Origin of the sequence: Prochlorococcus sp. MIT 0603, assembly GCF_000760215.1 — a bacterium.
Classification (GTDB): Bacteria; Cyanobacteriota; Cyanobacteriia; order PCC-6307; family Cyanobiaceae; genus Prochlorococcus_E.
The window spans coordinates 422,127-437,703 of the sequence record NZ_JNAW01000002.1 but is presented as its reverse complement, the minus strand read 5'-3'; the positions used below and the strand labels follow the sequence as shown (position 1 = coordinate 437,703).

The window sequence follows — 15,577 nt, the reverse complement described above, 5'->3', positions numbered from 1 at the left end:
AGTTCGACCTGTTGAAGGCTAGATAATCTAATGGTTAGCCTGATTGAATAAATTAATAACTATAGGTATTACACATATGACTGCACTCAGCCCAGCTATTAACAATTGCCAAATTGGCAATATATTCTCAGGCTTCATAGGAAGCACCTTCCCTTTTCTGTCCTGGTCTGTACCTTCCTTAGTAAAGACCTTTGTTCCTAGTTGATCTTTGAGTGACATTAATACTTTTTCCTTAATATACAAGAGAAAATTAGATCATCAGCTAAAAATAATATTCATATAATATCTTTTGAGAATCGATTTTAATTTAAATCAAATAATACAATTTACAATATTAGCAAGAATTTAACCATCAAAAAAGGAAGCCCCAGGATTGGGGCTTCCTTTTTTTTAACAAGCCTTAAGCCTATTTAAACTTCTCTAATTAAGGGAAGTTTCTGTTGACTCAAGATTGTCAAACAATCTGCCGATACTTCTGAAGTCAAATCCAAGGGCTCTTAAACCATGGAAGAAATGACCTTGAAGATAGAAGAATCCAATGAAGAAGTGAACATTGGTCAACCATGCACGACCTGTGTGTGCATCAGCGGCTAGGGATGTATCAGTATCAATCCAATAAGGTGCAATTCCTAATTTAAACTCAAGAATCTGACCATAAAGATCAACTGGGTAAATGGTGGTATTAGATGCACACCATAATGCGGCAACAAATGCTGTATAAGCAGCACCTGCTAATGATGTTGAAAGTACAAATTCAGCAGAAAGGATGTCAGCTCCTTTAAATGAGTTGTACTCACCATAATTCTTAGTAAGGATGTGGAAAATTCCTCCAGCAGCCATAAAGAATGCCAAGAAAGCATGTCCACCCATAATGTCTTCCAAGCTACTTATAGAAAGGAAGTCAAATTGATGATTCCAGATCATGCCAAGGTCTAGGTTGTATTCAACCTGACGAACAGCTCCAGATGCAGAATCATAAATTCCATGCCACTTAGCCCATTCAACAAACTGAATGTTGCCAGCTGCAAGGAAAAGCAAATGGTGACCAAGAATAAAGGTAAGTCTGTCTGGATCATTCCAATCAAACTTAAACTTATTTGCTCTTGATGTAGAAGGATAACTCTCTAGTTTTTCCTCGTATCTAAAGGCGTGGAGCATACCACCACCGCCATAAACACCTGAAAGAATCAGATGAAGTATGGCTACGACTAACAACTGGTAAGTGTCAGTAAAAACACCATTAGAAATTCCACCTAAACCAAGCCCTGCAAGATGAGGAAGAACAACAAGTCCCTGTGAGCCCATTGGCACATCAGGGTTGTAACGAGCTAATTCAAAAAGGGTGTTTGCACCGGCTCCGAAGCAAATGAGGCCCGTATGCGCAATATGCGATGAAATAAATCTGCCGGATTTGTTAGTAACAGCGCCAGCATTTGCCGCATACCATGCATAGGAAACGTTGGGGTCTCCGTAGGTCTGCACGAGTAATATGTAATAAAATACGGATCCAAGATATACAAAAGTTGCGAAAGAAGGCTAGAAAATTTACATCGCTTATTGAAACTGTTACCGATCGCTACTAATTATAGAATTATTTAAAAATTGGTTCATGGATGAAATCCATTTACAATAGGAGCAGAAATGAGCCCACGATGCTGTCATACCAGTTATTTTGAGCGATACTTCAAATCGCAAAGACAAAGTTCATCTCTAGTAAGCTCATATATTCCAATCATATTGGTTAAGACTCCCCGAATAAACAAATTAAAAACCAATGAGAAATTCTTTATTTAAATTATGATGTACAAAAGATAACTCACTGGATCGAAGCTAAAAGGAGCGACAAAGATAAATCCAGAAAATCAAGGAATATTCTTCTAAGAAGTCTCACTGAGAACTTTGGAAATAATAACTAAATCTGATGAGTTGAGAGGCATTATTACCGAAACCAAAAGAGAGCTACATAATTGTTTAGCTGTAGGTTGAGACCAGTCAGAACAACAAGCTACTTTAAATACAATTATTAAAATATTAGCACGTGAAATAAATATATACTTGTTATTATTCCTTTTAATATCTGCTTAGTCATATATCTAAGTATAAATAAATATCCAAAGATTATATTGCTATCAAAGTATTCCTATAGTTTAAAAAAAAGATAAATATTTATATGTTATTCAATGATAGCTAGTAAAAGTATTATTTTATCTAGGGAGTAAGGTATTTACTATATTCATTACTGCCGAAAACGTATACACTTTTTTAGGCAGTCTTTTTAAATTCGTCAAAATTAAATGCATACCTCATAACAGTTATAAATAATTCCTAGAAGTAATCACTAAGCTTTATATAGGTCTAATTACTCATTGCGCAAAGGCGGGGCAAATTGCATTTTTTAAAAAAGCTTTTAATTTAAATGAGCTCAGCACCTGAACTTGTTCTAACCACACCACAAGGCGGAACAGTCCATACATACGAGCTATCTGGAGGTAAGAGTTCATTTCAAAGATACCTTGGTTGCTACCTTGGAACCTGCAAGTTTTGCAATGATCTCGAGGAAGCTACTGAATACTTAGAGAGCAAAACAGCTCTTAAACAATCAGATTTACAACAGCAATAAAGTACATATAAATAAACGAAGGGACAATTACAACTCGAAATAATTTCAGCTGTGTCACCCCTTTACTTAAAATCAAGCTACAGATCCTTTAAATAAATATCCCCATCACCATCTTTCAAGACCTTTAGGGTAGTATCAAAATTAACTTAGGGCGAAATCAATGCTTTAAGTTAACGCAAGCTATGAATGACGAAGGAATCGCACAATTTAATAAGGTTCAACTGGGCACGGGTAGCTCATTAGAAAACACCATATCTACAAGTAATAATGACGATTCTGCTATTAACAGCAAAGCTCAAAAGCCATCTAACCAACTAAAAACTGGACTATTAGGATGGTATGCGGTTTGTAGTGTAAAAGAATTAAGCAAAGGGAAAGCATACTTTTTCACAATGTTCAACGAGCCTCTCGTTGTCTATAAGGACAAACAATCTGAGTTGAGATGCGTAAAAGACCTTTGTCCGCATAGAGGTGCATCCTTTATAGGGGGTGAAGTTATAGATGGAGAACTAGTCTGCCCTTACCATGGCGCAAGATTCTCTTCTGATGGAAAATGTACAAACTTAAGTAGAATCACTTGTAATCATATTGTTGACGATAACTACGATAACTACGCAAGTAAGATACATTTATATCAATATGTTTGCAAAGAAATTGGTGATTATATTTATATTTACTACACAGGTAAAGCAAAAACTAATTTAAATGATTTTACCATAAGCAATTCACTAGATTCTAGCTTACTTAATAACTATGGATTCGACATTAATGACTACTCATATGAAGAAGTAGTAGTCGATTTCAAATGTGAATGGGCACGAATATTAGAGAACCACCTAGATATACTTCATTTGTTCTGGGTTCATGGTGAAACAATACCGGACAATGAGGTTAACAGGAAAGTTATTACAAGTTTTAATCAAGAAATAACAAAAGAAGTTACACAGATTGAAAGTATATACAAATACAAAGACAAAGACAAAGGTGAGTTTATAAGGATAAAGTTCCTCCCCCCAGGAAGGATAGTAATATATAAAGGTGATCCCAAAAAAGCACGTTATATTCAGGTTTTGGATCATATACCTTTATCCAAAAATCAATCAAGGGTAATAGTCAGGCACTATAGGAAATTCATGAGGAATACCTTGATTACAAAATTACTATTATTTAAGCAGTTACAACGTCGTGTATTCTATAAAGTTTTTGCAGAAGATTATATGATTTTAAGAACACAAACTTATAACGAGCAAATGGGTTTTCTTGAGAAAGACAATGTTAAATTGCTAGGTGAAGATAAGATGGTTCAGTATTATTGGGATTGGTTTAAAAGTTCAGATACAAAAGACAAGCCTTGGGAGCTATATCCAACTAATACAGATACAAATACTGTTCATCAAGACATATCTATGTTATATCCACCAGCCAATCCAAAGTTAGAAAATGAGAACTCCAGAAGTTTAATCATAAATGTTGCTATAAGGCTTCTAGTCCCTGTAGGTATCTTTTTATTGCTCTAATGAAAAACAATCAAAGGCCTATATGGCTTAATTGGTTGTACTTGGCTATTTTCCTTTTTTCTAGCTGGGAACTATATATAATGTGGAGTCAGCAACTTTGAAAAGTAATGACTGGGTTGAATTTAAAAATATAGATATATGTTATAAAAATAAAACGGTACTTAAGAATCTAAACCTTCGAATATCTTCTTTTGATAATACTGTTATTATAGGCTCAAACGGTTCTGGTAAGTCGACAATTATCAAGGCTATTGTTAAGTTAATCTACCCACTAGCCAAAAAGGACTCTTATATCAAATTATTTAATTTGAATAACATTAATATATGGGAACTTCGAACTAGAATTGGATTTGTACTTACTGAAATAGATTCAAGAATAAAAAGTCAAATGATAACATCTGAAGTAATATTGTCTGGCTATCAAGGAACTTTTGGACTTGTAAACAAGGGATTAATTAATTCTCAGGATTTAGAGAATTATAACCTCATTGTTAAAAATATGGATTTAGAAACCATAATTAATATACCTTATAATCTACTTTCTGATGGTCAAAAAAGAAGGGTGTTAATTGCTAGAGCTATAATAAATAATCCTAAAGTACTTATTCTAGATGAACCAACAAGCATGTTAGATATAAAATCAAAATTTAAACTATTAAGAACTTTAAGCCTTTTAAGTAGCAATGGTATAACTTTATTGTACTCTACAAATAATATAGAAAATATAATACCAGAAACCAATAGGATTATCTTATTAAAAGATAATAATATAATTGCAGACGGGGAACCACATAAAATAATAACTTCTGAAAATATAAGTAGCTTATATGATTATCAAGTTACTGTATTAAATAAAAATGGTTATTGGGCAGCAATGCCTGCAATTTAAAATATAATAAATATTATGAAAAAAGCTAATAATAAATAGAAAATAAACTTTCCATAAGATTTTGGCAAAAGGCTTTTATTAATGAAATTATAAGAATTTTTTAAAGAAGATGAGCCACATACACTGCAAATCAAACGTCCGGCTAAAGCCCTATCTGCTATGAGGTCACTTGAACCACATCGCTTGCATACTTTATAGCTCATATTATAAAAATGATCAAAGCCATTCTTGAAGAAATTGCATAGGATTAGACATCGTTTCTGAGAAACTTAAAAGCCCCCTAGACTTATAAGAATATAAGAGTTCTTGATTTGAGCCTATTAAAAATGTTCCACTTCTTTGAGTAAGACAAGAATGATTATTCATATAGATATTCCATTTGGAAATAACTTCTAACATGTTCATTAGTCTCATCGAAGCCAGCTCAAATGGTCTAAGGGAGCCATCTTTTGATATTAAATCAAATATTTCTGCTTTAAATTTTAGCAATGTGAAAAAATCTATTGTTTGTTGTGAATTAAATATCTGCTTAGCATATTTGTCGCCTGTATATCCCCGTAACACCTCTTTAATTGTCCCTGGTGAGTTAATGCCTAGGCACATAAGAGTAAGGTTGAATATAGGGTTTATCGGTAAATCTAGACCTGACTCTAGACAAAGTTTATTGTGGATTTTTGAATCCGGCACAGTATTTAAATATTCATAGGGTAATTTTGTATAATCGCAAAAGTATTTTTTAGAGGTATTGTCACCAATTCCAATAATAACTAAATTAATATGTGCTTCTCGTAGTTTTTCTAAATAAGGTAAAATAGACTGGATATATTCAAAGCTGTCAAAATCTCCTAAAAGTCCCAAAATTATAAAGAGTGTTTTAGTATAAATAAGATCAAATTCAAAGTGATCGTTAAGAAGCTTATTTAAATCTGATCCTGAAATAAAACTCACATCTAAAAAAAAAAAACGGTTTGGAATAAACGGAAGGTTGTTAAAATAATTCTATAAGAGTATCAATTAACATACACTTATCAAATATTAGACATAGGAAGTAGCAGATGAATACAAAATCAAGTATAAAAGCTACATTAGTAATAAGCAATGTGAAATGCGATTACTCAGTTCTTTAAGAGTCCAATAATTTAATAGAGCCTTTAAAAATTTCTCTCGTGCAGACCTACGGGAACCCAAACGTTACTTACGCTTGGTATGCGGGCAACTCAGGGACGACGAACCGTTCAGGAAAATTCATCGCAGCCCATGCAGCACATGCTGGTTTGATGATGTTCTGGGCTGGAGCTTTTACTCTCTTTGAACTCGCTCGTTATGACTCATCATTGCCGATGGGCAATCAAAACCTTATTTGCCTTCCTCATCTAGCTGGTCTTGGCATTGGTGGAGTATCAAATGGTGTTATTACAGAACCATATGGTTGTACTGTCATAGCTGTATTACATCTGATTTTCTCTGGAGTGCTTGGGGCCGGTGGCCTTTTACATTCGATGAGATATGAAGGGGATCTTGGGAATTATCCTGATGGTTCAAGAGCTAAAAAGTTTGACTTTGAATGGGATGATCCAGACAGGCTGACTTTTATTCTCGGGCATCACTTGATTTTCCTGGGCCTTGGAAACATACAATTCGTTGAATGGGCAAGAATCCATGGAATCTACGATAGTGCTCAAGGTGTTACTAGGACAATTCAGTACAACCTAGATCTTGGGATGATATGGAACCATCAGGCTGACTTCTTAACTATTAATAGTTTGGAAGATGTAATGGGCGGGCATGCATTCCTAGCATTTTTCCTAATTATTGGTGGTGCTTTTCATATTGCTACAAAACAATATGGAACATACACCGAATTTAAAGGGAAGGGTCTTCTATCAGCTGAATCTGTTCTCTCTTACTCCTTAGCTGGTGTTGCTTATTGTGCATTTGTTGCAGCATTTTGGTGCGCATCAAATACTACTATCTATCCAACAGATCTCTATGGAGAGGTTCTAAGTCTTAAGTTTGAGTTTGCTCCTTATTTTGTAGATACAGCTGATTTGCCTGCCGATGCACATACAGCAAGAGCTTGGCTATCAAATGTTCACTTTTATCTTGGATTCTTCTTCCTTCAAGGACATCTATGGCATGCCTTGAGAGGTATGGGGTTTGACTTCAAGCGAGTGGGCAAGGCGTTCGACAATATGGAAGACGCTAAAATCACAGCTGGCTAACCAGCCAAATATCCAAAATTAATACCTTTGCGTAAATTTGGCTTTAATAAAAAAAGAGTCTTCTCAAAAAGAAGGCTCTTTTTTTATCCAGAATTCATTAATTGCCTACTCATGGAAGTTATAAATGTTCTCCAAAAATAAAGAATTCCAGACAAAAGATGTAAAAAATATCACAAATACGACGATCAAAACGACAAGAATCGCAAGTACCCTCTTGCTATTGAGAATCTATTGCAAAAGAGCGCTCTTCTGGTGTAAGTTGATATTTATTCTCAATAGCAAGAGCAACTACCGGTAAATGAATTATCGTTTCTTGCCAGACGGTCCGGTGCCTAAAGTCAGATTGTCCGTAGGCCAAACAGTATTGATTGATCCATCAGCTAGAACTGGAGGTTCTTGTCTAGAAGTAATTGATGGAATCGCAAGAGTCTATTGTCCTTGTGAAGAGACTGAAGGTATGACTCTTGCATTCCTTCAATCAGGTGACCAACTCAGAACTGACAGGCTCTGCAGTGAAGGCATTTGTGTTGAGGCTCTTACTCAACTTTGCTTTAGAAGTGATACAGAAGCCTCTGAAGCAAATGGTTTTGACGCAGTTAACGAATGGACACTTCAACTTCTAAGAATTAGACACCTAGGTAATGCAGAACAAAGGCTACAAGCATTATTTGCTTTACTAGTAAATAGATTAGGTAGAAGATGTGGAGATTGGTGCCAACTTCCTTTTAGGTTGACTCACGAGAGGATAGGCGAACTAATTGGCTCAACTCGTGTCACATCAACTCGCTTAATCAGCAGACTTAGGTCGGCCGACCTTCTTCTAGCTCCATCAGGAGAAAGCACCTTGAGCTTAGCCCCAGAGTTTGTAGAAGAATCCCCATTATCAGCATAATTAATATGAATAAATCACTAACAATTTCAGATTCACTAATAGGAAGCCTCTGTAGGGAGATTGAATATATACGTCATAGATATAAAACTGTAACTATCTCCTTGCAAAATTCAAAGGATAAAATACTTAGGGAGAGACTTTTAAATGAAATAATCTCATTGAAACAAAGAAGGCTTGAGTTAATAGATATATCAGAACAGTTCAGGAGTAAATTTCAATCAAGCATCTCAAAATTGTTCTTATATGAATTATGTAACAGACCTCTTTAGGTCTAAATAAAAAACATTACTTAATTCTTATTAGTATTAAATTCGCCATCTATTATTAATAATGCTGATGGTTGATTATCTGCAAACTGAACTCTAGATAATATATGCGCAAAAGTATCTTCTGATTTTATTTGTGCTTCAATAATAGGGTCTAAAAAGACTGTTGTTCTTGTGTCATTCGATCTCTCTGCAGATGAATAGAGCTGATGAATAGATGTTGTTACATCTGCTTCCATTTGAAAAGAATCAGCTATTACTTCCTCTATAGATGACCATTGCTGTTTTGGAGCTGAAATATCATGAAGAACTACCGTTTGGCCTCTCGCTACTAAATAATTGGCAATATTACAAGCATGTTCGTGTTCATCGAAAGACTCCTGTTTGAAAAATTCTGCAAATCCAGTTAGATCTCTTTCTGCAAACCAAATTGAGATTGCAAAATACTGTGCGCTTGCATTCCTCTCAATGGTTAAATGCTGATAAAGAAGTTCTATCAAATGAGAGTCCATAGGCTGAGCTATTGCACGGCCTGCTGGACTTGAGCTGAGGTTCAGCTTATTCAGTATGGTCTCAGTCATGTTGAATAATCATGAAGCGATTAAACAAACAACCAAAGGACTCCTTCAGATGAATGCATATACAAATGATACAAGGTAATTATAAAAATACATACAATAGGTCGTAAAAGGTTAATTCGAATATGATAATGAATCTCAATTGCCATGAAAGATTTTGTATAGTATAGATGATAAAAGTAAAGACAAATACTGTTTGCTATATAAAAAAGACTTGTTTTATATTAATAAAAAGAAAAAATGTAAACGCTCTAAATGCTCAAATTGGAAAGGTGGAAAATGTCAATGTGGCAGATAAATCATATCCCTAACCAACAAATCAACTTCTTTTTATGATTTAAGAACACATGATATGCAACCAGGGAAAAGATAACCATATTTACCAGAAATAAACTTAATCTTGCAACTATCACCAATTTGCATATCAGAATCTAAAGGTGATGAGACTCTAAGGACTTGATCATCATATTGAACACGAAAAATCCAGTTTGTATTATTAAACTCCTTTCCTTTAATGATAGCTTTACCTTCGGGCGATGGAAATAGCTCTAGCGATATTTCATCAAACATTAGGGTATGAGGTGGAGACTTAAGAAGATGTGTCTGGACCAAAATATCTCCAAATGGTGAGCTATATGAACCATTTTTCAAATGTATTTTAACTAAATTATTTTGAGATACAAAATGTCCAATGAAAGGAGTATCTGGATTTGTTAGTAAATCAAGAGGGGTCGAGCATTGATGAATAACACCTGCACGCATTACTGCTACACGATCACATATACCAAGTGCTTCTTGAGGGTCATGTGTTACTAAAATCGCGGTGGCCGAACAAGTTTTCAAAACATCGCTTAATTGATTTCTTAATCTATACCGTACTTCTACATCTAGGCTGCTAAAAGGTTCATCCAATAGCACTAAAGAAGTTCCAGGAGCTAATGCTCTTGCAAGTCCGAGTCGTTGGCGTTGTCCTCCTGATAATTCATGTGGATATCTTTTCTGCAAGTCATTTAGACCAAGTAATTCAAGAAGCCAGTAGGCTCTACTTTTATCTTGGGAAGGCTTTAATCCAAAACAAATATTATTCCAAACATCCAAATGAGGGAAAAGTGCATAATCCTGGAAAACCATACCTATGCCTCTCTTTTCAGGAGGGCAAGTATAAATAGATGATGAAATAACTTGGTTATCAATTGATATGGAGCCTTGAGTAGGCGTCTCAAACCCAGCAATCAATCGTAATAATGTCGTTTTGCCGCAACCTGAAGGACCTAACAAGCCAAGAAGTTCACCTTTATATAGAGATAAATTTATAGAATTTAAAGAAAGCTCGTTACTAGTAATATCTCCATAGTGATGACTAAGGTCAGTAATTTGCAGGTGTACTTCTTTCACAATTTAAAAGCATAAAAAAGATGAACAGAATTCAAAGATCTAAATTAATAATTCACAGACTAGATGAAACTTTTCCTAACCCTCCAATACCTTTATATCACAATAATGCATTCACGCTTCTTGTATCAGTATTACTAAGTGCACAATCCACTGACAAGAAAGTAAACGAGTTGACTCCTGAGTTGTTTAAACATGGTAATAGTGCAAAAGATTTATATAAGCTAGGAGAAAAACATATTTACTCATACATCAAACAACTTGGTCTTGCAAATACAAAAGCTAAGAACATATTTAAATTATCGAAAATAATCCTAAATAAATATCAAAATGAAGTACCAAAGGAACTTAGTCTTCTTGAATCATTGCCAGGTGTTGGCCATAAAACAGCAAGTGTGGTTATGGCTCAAGCATTTGGAGTGCCATCATTTCCTGTAGATACTCATATTCATAGGCTGGCGCAAAGGTGGGGGTTAACCTCAGGCAAAAATGTAAGGGAAACTGAAAAAGACCTCAAAAAAATTTTCCCAAAAGAAAAATGGAACAAATTACATCTTCAGATAATTTATTATGGTCGGGCTTATTGCTCAGCAAGAGGCTGTGATGGGACTAGATGTGATATATGCAAAGAACTGTACCCACTAAGAAAAAAACCTTTTATACACACAAAAGCTTAAATAGAATCTTTTCAAATCTTCAATAACTTTAAAACTAAAAAGGATATAATAATTACACCTATAAATTTTAATATGAAAATTGCTGTAAGTGGTGCATCAGGTAAAACTGGATATAGAATCGCAGAAGAGGCACTGAAGAACAAAAATGATGTTAGCCTAATAGTAAGAAAAGATTCCGTTATACCAAATTCATTATCTTCGTGTAAAACAATCAGGTTATCTTTATTTAATAGTGACGAATTAAATGATGCCCTTAAAGGTATAGATGTATTAATAATTGCCACAGGTGCTAGAGCTAATATAGATTTAACAGGTCCATCTAGAGTTGATGCCCTAGGAGTTAATAATCAAGTCGAAAGTTGCAAGAAGAATGGGGTTAAAAGGATTATTCTTGTTAGTTCATTATGTGTTGGGAAATTATTTCATCCGCTTAATCTTTTTGGCTTAATTCTCTTATGGAAAAAATTTGGTGAGAGTAAAGTTATAAACAGTGGGATTGATTGGACAATAATCAGACCTGGCGGACTTAAAGAAGATGAAGATAATCTAGAGAAACAATCTATACTATATACAAAAAGCAATTCACAAGACGAAGGATCTATCCCTAGAAGACTAGTTGCAAAGAGTTGCATAGAGGCGCTAAATACAAAGGAAGCAATCGGCACTATTATAGAAGTAACTAGTAATGAAGAAAATCAGAAAATAACTATGAAAAAAGCTATTCAAAGCTTTAATATAAATGTAGAAGAACCAATCGAAGCATAAATTCAATGGAGACCAACCCAATAATCGATTCATTGCAGTTAATGTTAACTGACTTACGCACTAGAAATGAATCGATACGTCATAAAGCAGCATTCAAAGGTTGTCAACCAGAGTTTCAATCACTTGTTTCTAAGTTAATACAACAATTAGAACAAGAACTTAATAAAGAAAAGATAATCTTGCGCAATAAGAGTGAAGCCAGAACACAATAATGTAGTATAGATTATCCAAGTTCAAGGCAAGCTAGACCATAGATCTCATTCATCGAAATAGATGGTTGACTGCCTTTATACATTCTTACCGTATAAGATATAGAACTGGAACCTAAAGACCTAAATAACTTATTAGCTTTAATATTTATACCAGGTGAATCGATTAATATCGTACCCTGATATCTCAATACAAGATGTTTTAGAATTAATTTAGCTAACAGAGAACTATCAGCAACAAGTGGGCCAATTCTATAACCAATACCATTTTTCAAAAGACAAGGCCTAATACGGCAAAAAGCAACGCATTCCCCAGAATGATCTACTATTGCTATGACAGTTCCAGACTTATGATTTAACCAATTAGATAGGAAATGGGGTCTAGGTGTGTTTTCCTTATTTTTATCATAATTAGTGATTATATTAGGTGGTATTTGATTGCCTTCTAAAAGCATATATTTATCTACATTATATGAGAAGTTTTTCAATGCAGATATGCAAGGTGCACTATTTAGTTCCCAACGAGTAGTTATAGAAGAGGTTTTAAAGCCCCAAGATTCATAATCTGTAATTCTATTAGGTGCTGCTTCTAATCCTAAACAAGAAATATCGTCCAAGTGATGAATTACATGCTTCCAAAGTTGTAGGCCATATCCTCTACCTCTATAAGGTTGATCTACAATAAATAGTCCAAGGAATCCATAATTGGAATTATATTTTACTCCTGCTATGCAGCCTATTGGTTGAGAATCTAAAGCCCCTATCCACAGACCTTGAGTATCAGTATTTTTATAAATGTTAACGTCCTCAAGACCAGGAGCAAAGCCCTCATTACGAGCCCAATATGTAACTGTATTAATGTCAATTTCTTCTAATGGTCTAATATAAAAATTGGTCTTCATTTAAATGTTAATCAGGTAATTCTATTTGGTCATAGGAATATGGTGCAATAATCAAGAAAAGAGCCCACCATGAAAAAATAATTAAAGATATGATTGTCCTAATCCAAAACATTGAAAAAATTTTGAAGCCAATAATCAAAATAAAAATGCCAGTAATTATAATTGAGAAAGGCTTGCACCAAAATGGTTTCAGTTTCCAGTATTTATTACTTTTTTCAAAGAAAGATATGATATTCATTTAGTTTATTATAGCTGACCTGAGGTATAAAGTTTGAGAAATTGATCATAACCACCAATATACTTTCCTTTAATAAAAACCTGAGGAAAAGTTGAACTTCCTGTGATATTTTTTATGTTTATAAAAGTGGATTCTTCTTCTACACTAATTATATTATAGGGTATTTCTCCGGACGATAGTAATCTAATAATCCTTTTAGACCAAGGGCAATTAGGTAATACTGCAACTTGCAGTGGCGAAGCAACATCGTTATTTATAGAAGTTGTAATATTCTCAGCTAGAGATGATTGCTCTTGCAACAAACCAATTAATATATCTGCTCCTTTATGAACAATAGAACCGCTTTCTAAATGCCCTCCCCAAACATGACATTCACCATCGGAAACACTTAAGTGTAAATGTACTGAACCAGAGGATAAAGAACCATTTAAAGATATTATTTCCAGATGACCATTCAAAGTACTTGCTTTATTATTTCCAGGACATTGTATAGTTGCTTTAGAAAGGTCTCCTACAACTCCTAATATAAATCCATTAATATTAGAATCCCTACTGAGACTCTCTAGTGAATCTTTGAGATCTAAGCCAGAATCTAATCTAATTCTTTTTACATTCATAGAATATACCTATAGTTCGAATCAATTCATAATTGATAAAAGGATTGCAAACTGAAAATAGATTTCAATTCTCCTCTAGACGACGAACTATGTAGACCATTGAAACCAATGATGCTGCTAAGACAAACAATAAAAATAAGGTCATCATACTAAATAATCATCTATGATATTCGCACATTGATAAAAATAAATCAACAAATCTTAAAATCCCAGATAGATTGAAATATATAGAGGCTTATGTTTATTAAGAATAAGAGTAACTTATATGTTATATTTCATGTAGTTATAAATAAACATATAAATGTCAACTGAAAGAAAAATACTTTATCGCAGAATAGCCAACGTAACAACTAATTTTCGAATAATTATTGGATTGCCAATATTAATTTCACTTTCATTTAACAAGATATTTATAGCATTGCTATTAATTATACTTGGCGGGATAAGTGATTGGTTGGATGGATTTATGGCTAGGAAAGCAGGAGGAGGTACTAGTTGGGGAGCGGAAATTGATCCATTAGCAGATAAAATTTTATTAATTGCTCCTTTTTTATGGTTAACTAAAAATGGAATACTTCCAATATGGGCAGTATGGATATTATTTACTAGAGAGTTGGTAATTACATCCTGGAGAAAAAGTAATAAGAAGGCAATTAAAGCTTCTATTACTGGTAAATTAAAAACTTTTCTGCAATTTTTTAGCGTAATATTCCTCATATACCCTAACAATATTCTAATTATAAAAACACTTGGATACTTATTCTTCTGGTTATCCTTTATAGCTTCTATAATCTCTGCTTATAAATATATTAAGATCCAATCAGTGTAATATCAGAATTAAAATCAGGGCTTTGAGTTGCATTTAAAAGATAGTCATTCTTATAACTATCTGAGAATCCTTCTTCAAGATTGAATTTCGGTTGCCAATTTAGATCATTTTGAATCAGACTAATATCTGTCAAAAAGTGATTAAGCCTTAATGGGAAAAGCTTCCGCTCTTTCTTATCTAGGCCTTTTGGATTGAAAGACTCAATTCTTATTTTTCTAGGATCTTTACCACAAGCTTTTGCAGCTATGCTTAATAAACCCTTAAAAGTAACTCCTTTTTTGCCTGAAACATTATAAATTTTATTACTTGAATTACTTGAATCTAAACTTAACGTTATTGCATCGGCCAAATCAGAGACATGACCAAGTTGAGTAATAGTATCACCTTCTAAAGGAATAGGAATAGGCCTTTCATAGATAATGCGATCAAAGAACCATTTTTCTATAGGGTTATAATTACCAGGTCCATAAATATAAGTTGGACGAAAACTTGTAAAAGGGATGCCAGTCGTCTTAAGCCATTCCTCAGTTTCTACTTTACCTATATGCCTGCTATTAGGATCAATTAAAGAAGATTCATCTACCGGCCATTCCCCAGTATCTGCATACACCCCCGCAGAACTTATATATATAAGTCTATGATTAGGAGTTCCTACAACTTCTATTAATTCTTTAGTCTCTTGAAGTGATCTTCCAGAGCTATCAACAATTACATCGAATTTCAATCCTGCTAATTTCTTTATATCATCTGTATTTCGATCGCCATTAATATGTCTGATGTTTTGTGGGGGCTCCTTTTTACCTCTTGTAAAAATCGTAATGTCATAACCTTTCTCCATAAAATTACGAACCAAGGCCTTCCCCACAAAGCGAGTACCTCCCATAAATAAAGTTTTCAAAGTAGTAAAGCAAATTACTTCTCTATTGAAGCGCGTTAAGAGCTTTGCAAACAAAACCATTGCAAT

Annotated in this window: 19 protein-coding genes; 10 read left to right on the top strand and 9 right to left on the bottom strand. The window is 34.0% G+C overall.

From position 1 onward, the window contains the following. Positions 1 to 27: 27 nt before the first annotated feature. Together EV07_RS04150 and EV07_RS04145 are read right to left on the bottom strand one after the other, a co-directional pair. Positions 28 to 219 carry a hypothetical protein gene (locus EV07_RS04150; RefSeq protein WP_036917572.1) on the bottom strand — a complete coding sequence of 64 codons (192 nt, stop codon included), beginning with the start codon at positions 217 to 219 and terminating at the stop codon, positions 28 to 30. A 201-nt stretch (positions 220 to 420) separates the two neighbouring features. Then, positions 421 to 1,482, bottom strand: a complete 1,062-nt coding sequence (locus EV07_RS04145; RefSeq protein ID WP_036917569.1) for a chlorophyll a/b binding light-harvesting protein — start codon at positions 1,480 to 1,482, stop codon at positions 421 to 423. A 934-nt stretch (positions 1,483 to 2,416) separates the two neighbouring features. Here EV07_RS04145 and EV07_RS04140 point away from each other — a divergent pair. The 3 genes from EV07_RS04140 to EV07_RS04130 all read left to right on the top strand — a co-directional run bounded on the left by EV07_RS04140 (position 2,417) and on the right by EV07_RS04130 (position 5,026). Continuing rightward, a complete protein-coding gene (locus EV07_RS04140; protein WP_036917566.1) occupies positions 2,417 to 2,620 on the top strand; it encodes a hypothetical protein in 204 nt (67 codons plus the stop codon). A gap of 182 nt (positions 2,621 to 2,802) precedes the next feature. Next, positions 2,803 to 4,137, top strand: a complete 1,335-nt coding sequence (locus tag EV07_RS04135) for a Rieske 2Fe-2S domain-containing protein (protein ID WP_036917564.1) — start codon at positions 2,803 to 2,805, stop codon at positions 4,135 to 4,137. 82 nt (positions 4,138 to 4,219) lie between these two features. After that, a complete protein-coding gene (locus tag EV07_RS04130; RefSeq protein ID WP_052043869.1) occupies positions 4,220 to 5,026 on the top strand; it encodes an ATP-binding cassette domain-containing protein in 807 nt (268 codons plus the stop codon). Positions 5,027 to 5,242: 216 nt separating this feature from the next. Here the strand turns inward: EV07_RS04130 and EV07_RS04120 are convergent, their stop codons facing one another. Further along, positions 5,243 to 5,974: an AhpC/TSA family protein gene (locus EV07_RS04120; protein ID WP_036917561.1), complete on the bottom strand. Its 732-nt coding sequence runs from the start codon at positions 5,972 to 5,974 to the stop codon at positions 5,243 to 5,245. A 218-nt stretch (positions 5,975 to 6,192) separates the two neighbouring features. On the opposite strand from EV07_RS04120, the gene EV07_RS04115 reads away from it, so the two are divergent. The 3 genes from EV07_RS04115 to EV07_RS04105 all read left to right on the top strand — a co-directional run bounded on the left by EV07_RS04115 (position 6,193) and on the right by EV07_RS04105 (position 8,409). Next, positions 6,193 to 7,248 carry a chlorophyll a/b binding light-harvesting protein gene (locus tag EV07_RS04115; RefSeq protein WP_036917558.1) on the top strand — a complete coding sequence of 352 codons (1,056 nt, stop codon included), beginning with the start codon at positions 6,193 to 6,195 and terminating at the stop codon, positions 7,246 to 7,248. A 298-nt stretch (positions 7,249 to 7,546) separates the two neighbouring features. Continuing rightward, positions 7,547 to 8,140 (top strand): Crp/Fnr family transcriptional regulator, encoded by a 594-nt coding sequence (locus tag EV07_RS04110; RefSeq protein WP_036917555.1) that lies wholly within the window; start codon positions 7,547 to 7,549, stop codon positions 8,138 to 8,140. A gap of 5 nt (positions 8,141 to 8,145) precedes the next feature. After that, on the top strand, positions 8,146 to 8,409 hold the full coding sequence (locus tag EV07_RS04105) for a hypothetical protein (RefSeq protein WP_052043868.1): 264 nt from the start codon (positions 8,146 to 8,148) through the stop codon (positions 8,407 to 8,409). 20 nt (positions 8,410 to 8,429) lie between these two features. On the opposite strand, the gene EV07_RS04100 is transcribed toward EV07_RS04105, so the two are convergent. Continuing rightward, complete coding sequence (locus tag EV07_RS04100; RefSeq protein ID WP_036917554.1) at positions 8,430 to 8,987, bottom strand: ferritin; 558 nt, start codon at positions 8,985 to 8,987, stop codon at positions 8,430 to 8,432. A gap of 327 nt (positions 8,988 to 9,314) precedes the next feature. Further along, entirely contained in the window at positions 9,315 to 10,379 is a 1,065-nt protein-coding gene (locus tag EV07_RS04095) for an ABC transporter ATP-binding protein (protein WP_036917552.1), read from the bottom strand. A 20-nt stretch (positions 10,380 to 10,399) separates the two neighbouring features. On the opposite strand from EV07_RS04095, the gene nth reads away from it, so the two are divergent. The 3 genes from nth (at position 10,400) to EV07_RS04080 (ending at position 12,030) form a co-directional block, all read left to right on the top strand. Next, positions 10,400 to 11,053: an endonuclease III gene (gene nth, locus EV07_RS04090; protein WP_036917549.1), complete on the top strand. Its 654-nt coding sequence runs from the start codon at positions 10,400 to 10,402 to the stop codon at positions 11,051 to 11,053. A 72-nt stretch (positions 11,054 to 11,125) separates the two neighbouring features. Continuing rightward, complete coding sequence (locus tag EV07_RS04085; protein ID WP_036917548.1) at positions 11,126 to 11,818, top strand: SDR family oxidoreductase; 693 nt, start codon at positions 11,126 to 11,128, stop codon at positions 11,816 to 11,818. 5 nt (positions 11,819 to 11,823) lie between these two features. Then, a complete protein-coding gene (locus EV07_RS04080) occupies positions 11,824 to 12,030 on the top strand; it encodes a hypothetical protein (protein WP_036917546.1) in 207 nt (68 codons plus the stop codon). A gap of 11 nt (positions 12,031 to 12,041) precedes the next feature. Here EV07_RS04080 and EV07_RS04075 read toward each other — a convergent pair whose 3' ends face one another. From EV07_RS04075 to EV07_RS04065, 3 genes are read right to left on the bottom strand one after another with little or no spacing between them, the layout of a single operon-like run. Then, positions 12,042 to 12,929 (bottom strand): GNAT family N-acetyltransferase, encoded by an 888-nt coding sequence (locus tag EV07_RS04075; protein WP_036917545.1) that lies wholly within the window; start codon positions 12,927 to 12,929, stop codon positions 12,042 to 12,044. A 7-nt stretch (positions 12,930 to 12,936) separates the two neighbouring features. Further along, complete coding sequence (locus tag EV07_RS10165; protein WP_052043867.1) at positions 12,937 to 13,167, bottom strand: DUF6737 family protein; 231 nt, start codon at positions 13,165 to 13,167, stop codon at positions 12,937 to 12,939. Between the two features lie 8 nt (positions 13,168 to 13,175). Then, positions 13,176 to 13,784 (bottom strand): PCC domain-containing protein, encoded by a 609-nt coding sequence (locus EV07_RS04065; RefSeq protein ID WP_036917543.1) that lies wholly within the window; start codon positions 13,782 to 13,784, stop codon positions 13,176 to 13,178. A 301-nt stretch (positions 13,785 to 14,085) separates the two neighbouring features. Between EV07_RS04065 and EV07_RS04060 the strand changes: the two genes are divergently transcribed. Next, the gene (locus tag EV07_RS04060) at positions 14,086 to 14,613 is read left to right on the top strand and encodes a CDP-alcohol phosphatidyltransferase family protein (RefSeq protein WP_036917540.1); all 528 of its coding nucleotides are present in this window, start codon (positions 14,086 to 14,088) and stop codon (positions 14,611 to 14,613) included. On the opposite strand, the gene EV07_RS04055 is transcribed toward EV07_RS04060, so the two are convergent. Next, the gene (locus EV07_RS04055) at positions 14,594 to 15,571 is read right to left on the bottom strand and encodes an NAD-dependent epimerase/dehydratase family protein (RefSeq protein ID WP_241433993.1); all 978 of its coding nucleotides are present in this window, start codon (positions 15,569 to 15,571) and stop codon (positions 14,594 to 14,596) included. The two genes, EV07_RS04060 and EV07_RS04055, sit on opposite strands and share 20 nt — an antisense overlap. Between the last annotated feature and the right edge of the window lie 6 nt (positions 15,572 to 15,577).